At 68.9% G+C, this 8,916-nt stretch carries 9 protein-coding genes, 1 tRNA gene and 1 pseudogene; 5 read left to right on the top strand and 6 right to left on the bottom strand.

Features of this window, described 5'->3' with window-relative positions; all coding sequences use genetic code 11:
• Nucleotides 1–209: 209 nt before the first annotated feature.
• Entirely contained in the window at nt 210–488 is a 279-nt protein-coding gene (locus AC5RV2_RS11485; RefSeq protein WP_493978463.1) for a hypothetical protein, read from the bottom strand.
• 52 nt (nt 489–540) lie between these two features.
• Here AC5RV2_RS11485 and AC5RV2_RS11480 point away from each other — a divergent pair, with 52 nt between their 5' ends.
• Nucleotides 541–774, top strand: coding sequence for a DUF5703 family protein (locus AC5RV2_RS11480; protein ID WP_493999711.1), 234 nt, complete (start codon nt 541–543; stop codon nt 772–774).
• 27 nt (nt 775–801) lie between these two features.
• Here AC5RV2_RS11480 and AC5RV2_RS11475 read toward each other — a convergent pair whose 3' ends face one another.
• Together AC5RV2_RS11475 and AC5RV2_RS11470 are read right to left on the bottom strand one after the other, a co-directional pair.
• Nucleotides 802–1,959: an acyl-CoA dehydrogenase family protein gene (locus tag AC5RV2_RS11475; protein ID WP_494092435.1), complete on the bottom strand. Its 1,158-nt coding sequence runs from the start codon at nt 1,957–1,959 to the stop codon at nt 802–804.
• A 32-nt stretch (nt 1,960–1,991) separates the two neighbouring features.
• Entirely contained in the window at nt 1,992–3,296 is a 1,305-nt protein-coding gene (locus AC5RV2_RS11470) for a M20/M25/M40 family metallo-hydrolase (RefSeq protein ID WP_494067822.1), read from the bottom strand.
• 214 nt (nt 3,297–3,510) lie between these two features.
• Here AC5RV2_RS11470 and AC5RV2_RS11465 point away from each other — a divergent pair.
• Nucleotides 3,511–3,594 (top strand) — tRNA-Leu (locus tag AC5RV2_RS11465).
• 79 nt (nt 3,595–3,673) lie between these two features.
• Here AC5RV2_RS11465 and AC5RV2_RS11460 read toward each other — a convergent pair.
• The gene (locus AC5RV2_RS11460) at nt 3,674–4,300 is read right to left on the bottom strand and encodes a DNA alkylation repair protein (protein WP_494092434.1); all 627 of its coding nucleotides are present in this window, start codon (nt 4,298–4,300) and stop codon (nt 3,674–3,676) included.
• Between the two features lie 16 nt (nt 4,301–4,316).
• Entirely contained in the window at nt 4,317–6,137 is a 1,821-nt protein-coding gene (locus AC5RV2_RS11455) for a thiamine pyrophosphate-requiring protein (protein ID WP_494092433.1), read from the bottom strand.
• Nucleotides 6,138–6,253: 116 nt separating this feature from the next.
• Between AC5RV2_RS11455 and AC5RV2_RS11450 the strand changes: the two genes are divergently transcribed.
• Nucleotides 6,254–6,805: a flavin reductase family protein gene (locus tag AC5RV2_RS11450; RefSeq protein WP_494092432.1), complete on the top strand. Its 552-nt coding sequence runs from the start codon at nt 6,254–6,256 to the stop codon at nt 6,803–6,805.
• 7 nt (nt 6,806–6,812) lie between these two features.
• Here the strand turns inward: AC5RV2_RS11450 and AC5RV2_RS11445 are convergent, their stop codons facing one another.
• The gene (locus AC5RV2_RS11445) at nt 6,813–7,319 is read right to left on the bottom strand and encodes a hypothetical protein (protein ID WP_494092431.1); all 507 of its coding nucleotides are present in this window, start codon (nt 7,317–7,319) and stop codon (nt 6,813–6,815) included.
• A 130-nt stretch (nt 7,320–7,449) separates the two neighbouring features.
• Between AC5RV2_RS11445 and AC5RV2_RS11440 the strand changes: the two genes are divergently transcribed.
• Together AC5RV2_RS11440 and AC5RV2_RS11435 are read left to right on the top strand one after the other, a co-directional pair.
• On the top strand, nt 7,450–8,625 hold the full coding sequence (locus tag AC5RV2_RS11440) for a type III polyketide synthase (protein ID WP_494092430.1): 1,176 nt from the start codon (nt 7,450–7,452) through the stop codon (nt 8,623–8,625).
• Nucleotides 8,626–8,642: 17 nt separating this feature from the next.
• Nucleotides 8,643–8,916, top strand: a pseudogene (locus tag AC5RV2_RS11435) (methyltransferase); the annotation flags it as partial.

The raw sequence follows: 8,916 nt of genomic DNA, 5'->3' as shown, positions 1-8,916 counted from the left end.
GCTGCTGCAGCGGCCCGCCGTCGGCACGGCCGTGGTGGGTCCCCGCACCCCCGCCCAGCTGGCAGAAATCCTGAAGGCACCGTTGGACGCCCTGCCCGCGGCGATCGGCCAGGCCCTGGACGAGATTTCCACGCCGTAACCGCCCGCCCCGGGCGCGGCGGTTACGGCGCCCAGGCGTCTTGATCGGGTCCGGGCGGCCCCGGGGCGTGCTACTTTTCTTCGATCTCCAGATCGTCGTCGAACGGGTCCACCACGTCGTCGGGTTCGTCCATGCCCTCGTCGTCCGACTCGTCGTAAATGACCAGCGGCGTCACTTCGCCGTAAGCATCGTAGAGCGCGTCCTCGTAGGTTTCGAACGATTCCATAATGGACGAGAAGGCCGCTTCCACGGCAGGATCGTCATCACCCCGGCGGCTGGAGGCGGCGGCCAGATGCTCCTGCAGGGCGGAAACCAGTGACTCGAGTGCGACGCGCGGATCAATGCTCATGCTGTAGACGTTAGCCGCATTGTGGAGAATAAGTGAAGAGAACAGGAGGGCAATGAGAGAACAATTTCTAGGTGCCGCCGTCACCCGCGAACGCGACTACGCCCGGCAGTACGAATACCTGGTCCTGACCGTAAACAAAGACGAATCCGTCGGCGAAGCCCGCCGCGCGCTGACCGAGCACGCCGAGTACGGCAAGTGGGATCTGGTCCGGACCCGGCTGTACCTGGGCGGCGGCCGCAAGTACTGGCTCCGCCGCAGGGTGCTCAAGGTCGAACGCACCGCCTGAGCCCGTCAGGCGGTGCGTTCGCCCGCGTCAGTCTTCCAGCGGCCCCAGCCAGGCCGTTGCCACGGTGCTGTGCGCGGACTCGTCGTCCGAGGGGTGGTAGAGCCCGGCCAGCACGTCGCGGTACAGCCGCTCCAGTTCACGGCCGCGGAAGTATCCGCCGCCGCCGGAGACGCGTACCGCCTTCTCCACCACGTCCTTGGCGGTCTCGGTGGCCCTGATCTTGATGCCGGACAGCTTGGCGAACCAGAACTTGCCGTGGTCGGCCAGCGTATCCACGTCGCGGGCAATGGACGCCAGCTGCGGGTACAGCCCGTCCATGGCCAGGGCGGCGTCGGCCACCCGCCAGCGGATGTCCGGATCCTGCGCGTAGCTCTTGCCCGTTTTCAGCGAACGACGGCGGTGCACGGCTTCCACCGCGAGGTCCAGGGCCCGGGTGCCGATTCCCGCATAGACGGACGAGAGCAGGATTTCGAAGCACGAGAAGATGCCGAAGATCAACGGGTCCGGGTTGGGCCCCACCGGCAGTGTCCGGAAGATCCGCTCCGGCGCGGCAACCGCGCCTTCCAGCACCGTGGTGTTGGACTGGCTGGCGCGCATGCCCAGCGTGTTCCAGTCGTCCTTGATCCGGTAGCCGGGCTTGTCCCGGTCGATGAACCCCCACACGAGCTGCGGTTCGGTGCCGGAATCGTCGCGGCCGAAGACGCCGAGCCGCGTCCAGGCGGGCGAGAGGCTGGTGAACACCTTCGTACCGGTGAACTCGTAACCGCCGTCCCCGCGGGGCGCGGCGACGGTGCGCGAATCGAAGAGGACCTGGTCGTTGCCAGCCTCGGAGACCCCGAACCCGAAGACTTCGCCGCGGCCGGCCTCGGCCAGGACGTAGTCCATGCTGTCGTCGCCGCGGGCCTTGAGGACCCGCGCGACGCCGGTCCACACCAGGTGCATGTTGACCGCCAGCGCCGTGGCGGGCGCCGCGGTGGCCAGCCGCATCTGTGCCCTGGTTGCCTCCTCCAGCGTGTAGCCCAGGCCGCCGTCTTCCTCCGGGACGAACATTTTCAGGTAACCCGCCTCGACGAGGTCGGCGAAGTCTTCGTGGAAGAAGCTGTTCGCTTCGTCGTAGCCTGCGGCCCGGCCCCTGATGGTCTCGAGCAGGTGGTCCGGGAGCAGTTCTTCAACACTGGCGGGCATGCCGGTGGTCCTTTCGTCGTCGTTCCAAGAGGTCAGTAGGTGGTGAGCAGGCGCTGCAGGACGCGGGTGCCGAACTTCAGCGAGTCCACCGGCACCCGTTCGTCGACGCCGTGGAACATCCCGGTGAAGTCCAGGTCGTCGGGCAACCGCAGCGGAGCGAAGCCGTAGCCGGTGATGCCCAGCCGGGCCAGCGCCTTGTTGTCCGTGCCGCCGGAGAGCGTGTACGGGAGCACCACGGCGTCCGGATCCTCATGCGCCAGCGAATCGATCATGGCGTCCACCAGGTTCCCGGCGAACGGCACCTCCAGCGACCTGTCCTGGTGCACGTAGCTGACCTGCACGTCAGGGCCGGCCAGTTCGCGGATGGTGGCCAGCACGAGCTCTTCCTGCCCGGGCAGTGTCCGGGCGTCGATCCGCGCCTCGGCCAGCCCGGGGATCACGTTTTCCTTGTAGCCGGCCTTCAACACCGTCGGGTTGGACGTGTTCTGCAGGGTGGCGCCGACAAAGCGGGCCAGGGTGCCCAGTTCCTTGAGCAGGATGTCCGGGTTGTCCGGGTCGAATTCGACGCCGGTCAGCTCGGTCACCCCGTCGAGGAACCGGCGGGTGGTGTCCGTCAGCTCGATCGGCCACTGGTGTGCCCCGATCCGGGCCACCGCGGCCGCCAGCGTGGTCACCGCGTTGTCCGTGTTGATCTGGGAACCGTGCCCGGCCCGGCCGGCCACTGCCAGCCGCAGCCACGCGATCCCCTTCTCCGCGGTCTGGAGCAGGTAGGCGCGGCGGCCGCCGATGGTGGCCGAGAAGCCGCCCACTTCCGAGATGGCCTCGGTGGCGCCGTCGAAAAGCTCGGGGCGGTTCTCTACCGCCCAGCGCGCCCCGTACGTGCCGCCGGCCTCTTCGTCGGCGAAGAACGCGAAGACGATGTCACGGCGCGGCCGGGTGCCGCTGCGTGCCATGTGCCGCGCCACCGAGAGGATCATGGCGTCCATGTCCTTCATGTCCACGGCGCCCCGGCCCCAGATGAGCCCGTCCCGCTCCTCGCCGCTGAACGGATCCACCTGCCAGTCATCGGCTTGCGCCGGCACCACGTCCAGGTGTCCGTGCACGACCAGCGCCGGCGCCGAGGGGTCCGTGCCGGCCATCCTCGTGACGACCGACGTCCGGCCGGGCGCGGACTCGAACACGTCGGTCGCCAGTCCGGCTTCTTCCAGCAGTCCGGCCGCGTACTCGGCGGCCAGCCGCTCCCCCGGCCCCTCGTTGCCGCCGTAGTTGGAGGTGTCGATCCGGATCAGTTCCTGGCAGATCTCGGCCACTTCTTCGTGCGGGCTCGGTACAGTCATGAAGGCTCCTCGGAATCGATGTCTGTCCCCAGCCTAACGAGCGGGAGCGGCCGAGGGCAGCAGCTGTCCGCAGGCGGCGCCCCGGTGCCCGCATCGACGGGCGCACGGAGGGCCCGATTCAACAGTTCGGGCAAAACATGTTAGAGTTTTTCTCGCTGCTTTCGACGGAATCAGTGCGCCTGACGGCCGCTGGAGAACCGGCGAAAGTCCACCTGCGCGGGTGGCGGAATGGTAGACGCGCTAGCTTGAGGTGCTAGTCCTCTTATTGAGGGTGAGGGTTCGAGTCCCTTCCTGCGCACAGAGAAAGCCCCGGACTTCCGGGGCTTTTTTGTGCCCGCAGCGCGCACAGACCGCCGGCCTCCCCGGCGGCGGCGTGCCTAGGGAGGCGGCATCCGCCCCTGGCCGATGGCGGCCGATTCGGCGCGCACCACGGCGACCGCCTCCTGGACGATGCCACTGTCGTCGTCCTCCGCAGCACGTGCCCGGCGCACAAACCCGCCGGCATCACCCCGGCCGGCCCTCACCGCCCGCAAAGGGGCAAGCAGGGCGGCCCGGCGCAGCCACGGGTCCTCTTCTTCCGCCCACCGATCGAGGATCGCTTCCGCGCGCGTGCGGGACTGGCCGGTCAGCCCCTGGATCAAGGGACCGACGACGTCAACGGCGAGCGGGTCAGCCAAGGCCGCAAGGCGTGCGTCGCGCAGGAAGCCTTCCAGCCGGGTGAGGTCCGAGCTACGCAAGAGGCGTTGGTTCGACTGCAGCAGCACCACGGCGGCCAAGCGCCGCTCGAAGACCGGCCGGGCCCACAGTTCGGAGCTGAGGGCGGTCACCTCGTCGTGCGAGAGCGGCCGGAACTTCCGCCCGGCGTCCCGGACCGTACCCCGGACCGCGCCGACCGACGCGCCGTAGTAGCGCAATCCTTCGCCCGCCCCGTTCTGCGCTTCCGCCCGTTCCCAGGAGGCTTCCCGCCGCAAGGTGAGGTCGATGAATTCTGCCGCCTCGCTCATCCATCAAGTCTTTCATTCACTCGGTGTCCGGCCGGTTTTCCTCCTGTCCGGACCGACCGTCACCGGCTTCTTCCTGGCCGGTGTAGGTGCGCAGCAGGTCCTTCGCGCCGTCGGCCGCCTGCCCTTCCTGATCCAGCGACCGCTGCATGGTTTCGGCGTTTTCCCGGCCGGCAGGGAACGGCGGGAGCAGCGGAACATCGGGATCGGTGAGCACCTCGATGAGATACGGCCGGTCGGCGGCCAGTGCCTCGTCCCATGCGGCCCCGAGCTGCTCGGGGTCCTCGACCCGCTTCCCGTGCAGTCCGAGCAGCCGTGCGTAGCCCGCGTAGTCGACATCGGGCAGGGCCTGGCTGTCGGCGAACCGCGGCTCGGCCTCCATTTCCCGTTGTTCCCAGGTCACTTCGGCGAGTTCCCGGTTGTTCAGGACGCAGACCACAAAACGGGGGTCCATCCACCGCTGCCAGAGCCGGCCGACGGTAATCAGTTCGGCCAGGCCGCTCATCTGCATGGCCCCGTCCCCCGTGAGGGCAACAACCACCCGTTCCGGGGCGGCCAGCTTGGCGGCGATGCCGTACGGTATCGAACAGCCCATGCTTGCCAGGGTGCTGGAGAGGTGCGCCTGGGCGCCGGCCGGCAGCCGCAGCTGCCGGGCATACCAGTAGACGGAACTGCCAACATCGACGGCGAGCAGGCCGTCCGGCGGGAATCTTTCGCTCAGCTCAAAGGCCACCCGTTCGGGGTTGACCGGTTGCGCCGGCGTCATGGCCCGCTGCCGCGACAGCTCGCGCGACTGCCGCACCCAGCCTTCCACCTGCTCTCGCCACTGGCCGGCGGGGCGGTCCTCAAGCAGCGGCAGCAGCGCCGCCAGGGTCGTGGCGGCGTCGCCGGTGAGCGCCGCCTCGACCGGATAGCGGTTGCCGATGGCACTGGCATCATTGTCGATCTGCACGGCACGCGCGGCGCCCGGCGGCGGGTAGAACTCCGTCCAGGGGTCGTTGGAGCCGATGATCAGCAAGGTGTCGCAGTGTGCCAGCAGTTGGCCGCTGGCGGCGGTGCCCAGGTGACCCATGGTTCCGGCCGCAAGAGGCAGCGACTCGTCCACATAGGGCTTGCCGAGCAGGCTGGTGGCGATGCCGGCCCCGAGCTTCTCCGCCACCGCAACCACCTGCCCGCGGGCATCCCGCGCTCCCTGTCCTACCAGCAGGGCAACCCGCTGCCCGGCGTTGAGCACGGCCGCGGCCGCGCGCAGGTCGTCCGGGTCCGGGACCACGTGCGGGGCACGCCAGATCGGCGCGGTGGTCACCACGCCATGGGAGTGCTCGAGTTCGGGGGCGGGAAGTTTCTGGATGTCGTGCGGAATGATCACCACGGCCGGGCCGCGGCCGCTCAGGGCCGCCTTGAAGGCGCGGTCCAGCACCAGCGGAACCTGCTCCGGGGTGCTCACCTGCTGCCGGAAGGTGGCCACGTCCTTGGTCAGGTTGGCCAGGTCCACTTCCTGCATGTACCCGGAGCCGAGCGCGGTGCGCGACTGCTGCCCGACGATGGCCACTACCGGGACGCTGTCGAGTTTGGCGTCGTACAGGCCGTTGAGCAGGTGTATGGCGCCGGGACCCTGGGTGGCCGTGACCACCCCCACCCCGCCCGTGTACTTGGCGTGCCCCACCGCCATGAAGGCGGCATTTTCCTCGTGCCGGGCCTGGACGAACTCGATCGTCCCCGCGCGCCGCAGAGCGCCCATGAACGTGTTGATGCCGTCGCCGCTGTAGCCGAAGATCCGCGACACCTGCCACGCGCGAAGCCGATCGACAATAAGGTCTGCAACGAGCCGCTGGGCCATATCCACTCCACTCGTGATCCTCAGGATGCTTACTGGCTACCATCCCTATCATCCGCTGCCGTTGTTTTGAACCCTGCCGGAGCCGCCACCTGCGGCCGGCATGCGAAGATGGCCGAATGGAACTGGACGGTGAACTGACGGCCCATCCCGTCCGACGGGGCGCAACGGACCAGCGGGACATCGACCTGTACCGGACGCTCAGCGCCGACATTGCCGCCGGCGTCGCGGTCGTGTCGACACGGTGGCGGAACCGGGACTACGCGGCGACCGTCAGCGGTTATCTCTCGGTATCCTACGATCCGCCCACCATGCTGGTCAGCCTGTTCGAGGAGTCGAGGATTTGCGACGCCGTGGCCGACTCGGGGACCTGGGCCTTGAGCCTGCTGGCGTCGCAGCACCAGGGCACGGCGAACTGGCTGGCGAGCCCGGGCAATCCGGTGGAAGGCCTGCTCAACCAGGTGCCGTACCGGCGCGGCCCGGCCACCGGTGCCGCGGTGATCGGCGGAGCGCCGGCGTGGTTCGAGCTGAGGACGACCGCGGTGCATCCGGCGGCCACCCACCTGCTGATCGTCGGCGAGGTGCTGGCCATGGGCCGGGACGCCGCCGGTTCGGAAAGCGCCGATCCGCTCATCCACTTCGCCTCCTCCTACCGGCGCCTGGGCCGGTAACAGCCGGTCAGGGCAGCGCCGGCGGCCCGGAGTAGGCGCCTTCCCAGACCGCCCGCGTTCCGGATTCGCCGGTCAGCACCACCGCCACCGTGGCGCCCGCACACACGGCCAGCACGGCGACGGCGACCACTGCCGCGATGACACGGTATCCGGCGCCAAGCCTGCGCCGGGAGGAGGCGTCCGCCGTCGTTCCGTAGCGGAACCACAGCCACAGCCCCAGCGCCGCGGCGAAAAGGCCGGCGACCCACGGCAGCAGCATGTCGCCCAACCGCATGTGTTCGACGGCCAGCGGCGTCTGGTCGATCCTGAGGAACAACCAGTGGCCGGCCTGTTGGGTGACCGGCACCAGCACCAGGGCCAGCAGGGCGATCAGGGGGGCGGCAATCCCCAGGCGCCGCCTCGCCGCCGGCCAGAGCAGGGTGAGCGCAACGCACAGCGCCGCCAACGGAACGAACACCACGGTGGCGTGGACCAGGAGCACGTGCAACGGCAGGGAATTGATTTCGTACTCCACCGGATCCGCTCCTTGTGTCCCAGACCTGGCCCATCAACCGGTAAGACGCCCGCGTAATACGTAGCGGTTCAGCCGGGAGCCCGGCGGCCGGTCCATTGTCTTACCCGGCTGCCTGCTCTATGAATGGACTATGACGGCCACGCTGAGAGCCCTGGAAACCGCTGTTCCGGATACCATCCTGATCCAGTCGGAGGCGCGGGACGTGTTCTCCACGCAACCGGGCTTGACGCGCCTGGGACAGCGCCTGGTGACCACATCGTTCGACCAGTCCGGCATCGACACCCGGTACACCGCCGTCGAGGAACTCACGACGGCCAAGCGGGCGGACAATCCGGTGTTCTTCGACGCCGAATCCCGGCAGCTGCTCTCTCCCAGCACGAAGGTGCGGAACGACATTTTCGCGGACAAGGCTACCCCGCTGTTCATTGAGGCGGCCGGCAAGGCGCTTGCCTCCTGCGAGGGGATCGGCCCGGCGGACATCACGCACCTCATCACCGTCTCCTGCACCGGCTTCTTCAACCCGGGCCCCGACTACAAGATCGTGCGTGCGCTGGGGCTCAATCCCGCCGTCCAGCGCTACCATCTCGGCTTCATGGGGTGCTACGCGGCGTTCCCGGCCCTGCGGGCGGCCAAATCGTTCTGCGACGCCGATCCGCAGGCGGTGGTGATGGTCGTATCGGCCGAACTCTGCACGCTGCACGTGCGCACGTCCAACGACCCGGACACCATCGTGGGGTCTTCACTGTTCGCGGACGGCGCGGCGGCGGCGGTCATCACCGCGCGCGGCCTGGACCAGACCGGACCGGCCATCCGGCTGGACCACTTCGAAACCGTCCTCACGCCCGTCGGCGAGGAATCCATGGCCTGGAACATCGGCGACGAGGGCTTCGAAATGGTCCTGGGGACCTACGTTCCGCACATCATCGACGAACACATCGTCGGTGCGCTGGAGCCGCTGCTGGCCCGTGAACCGGACCTGGCGGCAAGACCGTACCGCGACATTGAGCACTGGGCGATACATCCGGGCGGCCGCAGCATCCTGGACAAGGTCGAGGCCAAGCTGGAGCTGACCGCGGAACAGCTCGTGCCGGCCCGGGAAACGCTGCGGCGGTACGGGAACATGTCCAGCGCCACCGTGATGTTTGTGCTCAAGCACATCCTGGAGCAACCGGCGGGGTCCGGGGAGGAACGGATCTGCTCGATGGCCTTCGGCCCCGGCCTGACGGTGGAAACCGGCCTGTTCACCAAGACCGTGCCCGCCGCCACCCGCCGGGCCCGCCAGGTTTCCGCGGCAGCGGCGGTGTAGGGCGGGAACGGACCGCCGTGGCCGCCCGCCCACCGGATCGCAAGGCGTCGACGTTCCTGGCCCTCCGCGCCACGGACGCCGTGGAGGAAATGGACAAGCCGGACTGCGACCCCGCGATGCTTCGGCGCACCTACGCCCAGTTTCCGCTGATCAACCGGGCGGTGTCGGGTTGGCACGGCATCTACCGGCGCCTCCTCCGCCCTCGCCTGGCCGGCCTCGAGGCCCCCACCCTGCTCGATATCGGCTCCGGCGGCGGCGACGTTCCCCGGCTGCTCGCCCGCCTGGCCGCCC

The sequence above is a fragment of the Arthrobacter sp. Y3225116 genome (assembly GCF_059091245.1).
Note: the sequence above shows the minus strand (reverse complement) of the source record. Positions and strands in the feature narration are given on the sequence as shown.

Excerpts from the sequence above, each read along its gene's own strand:
- AC5RV2_RS11485 (WP_493978463.1), bottom strand. The coding sequence starts at position 488 with ATGAGCATTGATCCGCGCGTCGCACTCGAGTCACTGGTTTCCGCCCTG.
- AC5RV2_RS11480 (WP_493999711.1), top strand. The coding sequence starts at position 541 with ATGAGAGAACAATTTCTAGGTGCCGCCGTCACCCGCGAACGCGACTAC.
- AC5RV2_RS11475 (WP_494092435.1), bottom strand. The coding sequence starts at position 1,959 with ATGCCCGCCAGTGTTGAAGAACTGCTCCCGGACCACCTGCTCGAGACC.
- AC5RV2_RS11470 (WP_494067822.1), bottom strand. The coding sequence starts at position 3,296 with ATGACTGTACCGAGCCCGCACGAAGAAGTGGCCGAGATCTGCCAGGAA.
- AC5RV2_RS11460 (WP_494092434.1), bottom strand. The coding sequence starts at position 4,300 with ATGAGCGAGGCGGCAGAATTCATCGACCTCACCTTGCGGCGGGAAGCC.
- AC5RV2_RS11455 (WP_494092433.1), bottom strand. The coding sequence starts at position 6,137 with ATGGCCCAGCGGCTCGTTGCAGACCTTATTGTCGATCGGCTTCGCGCG.
- AC5RV2_RS11450 (WP_494092432.1), top strand. The coding sequence starts at position 6,254 with ATGGAACTGGACGGTGAACTGACGGCCCATCCCGTCCGACGGGGCGCA.
- AC5RV2_RS11440 (WP_494092430.1), top strand. The coding sequence starts at position 7,450 with ATGACGGCCACGCTGAGAGCCCTGGAAACCGCTGTTCCGGATACCATC.